The sequence below is a fragment of the Enterobacter cloacae complex sp. XAL002 genome (assembly GCF_049236805.1).
GTDB lineage: Bacteria > Pseudomonadota > Gammaproteobacteria > Enterobacterales > Enterobacteriaceae > Enterobacter > Enterobacter intestinihominis.
The window spans coordinates 1-1,034 of the sequence record NZ_JBMKJN010000072.1 but is presented as its reverse complement, the minus strand read 5'-3'; the positions used below and the strand labels follow the sequence as shown (position 1 = coordinate 1,034).

Below are 1,034 nucleotides of genomic sequence, written 5' to 3'. Positions count from 1 at the left end.
GGGCCGTCTCCCGGTCCAGCTTTCCTTCGCGCTTCAATTCGGTGATCGCTGCACCATAGCTCGGCGCTTTGTCGGTATTGAGCGTGGCAGGCTTTTCCCAGTGCTTCAGGCCTCGCAGGGCCTTGCCCAGGAACCGCTTCGCTGCCTTGGCGCTGCGGGTCGGCGACAGGTAGAAATCGATCGTGTCGCCCCGCTTGTCGACTGCCCGGTACAGGTAGGTCCACTTGCCCCGCACCTTGACGTAGGTTTCATCCAGGCGCCAGCTCGGATCAAAGCCACGCCGCCAGAACCAGCGCAGCCGCTTCTCCATCTCCGGGGCGTAGCACTGGACCCAGCGATAGATCGTCGTATGGTCGACCGAAATGCCGCGTTCCGCCAGCATTTCCTCAAGGTCGCGATAGCTGATCGGATAGCGACAATACCAGCGCACCGCCCACAGGATCACATCACCCTGGAAATGGCGCCACTTGAAATCCGTCATCGTTCCGTCCGTCCAATCTCCGCCAAGCATGCTCAAGCTTCACGATTTTTGCAACAGAGCCCACACGAGTATTGAGCATAGTCGAGATTGGTGCAGATCACTTCTGATATTGAACTGTCAGGAGCTGGCTGCACAACAGCCATTACGCCCAATCAACTGGTGCAGTCGTCTTCTGAAAATGACATTTGGTATCTCTCATAAACGGATGTTTTTGAGAGAACTATCTTCGGCCTTCACACGCACGAAAGGCGGCGAAGCTCCGCCGTTAATCCGTCCGCCGGAGATCTCGCCCAGGCAGGCTGAAGGCCGAGCAAGCCTGACAGGCCCGAAAAGCCCGGCACGGGCGTCGGCGGCGATGACGGCGGCGGCATTATCCAGGGTTGATGATGGAAGTGGAGGATATCGACAACCTCTCGCGCAACCAAGACATCGCGGTCGGACTGCAAGTGATCTTGAAGCCACGGGCCCGTCCCACCCCGACATGGACCTCGATGCCCGAACGGACGTTAGATTTCGAGTTCTAGGCGTTCTGCGATGAAGGTTGGATCCCAGC

General features: G+C 58.4%; 2 pseudogenes. Both read right to left on the bottom strand.

Features of this window, described 5'->3' with window-relative positions:
- A pseudogene (locus ACOT0L_RS23985) lies at positions 1 to 481 on the bottom strand (IS6-like element IS6100 family transposase); the annotation flags it as partial.
- 195 nt (positions 482 to 676) lie between these two features.
- Positions 677 to 1,034, bottom strand: a pseudogene (locus tag ACOT0L_RS23980) (hypothetical protein); the annotation flags it as partial.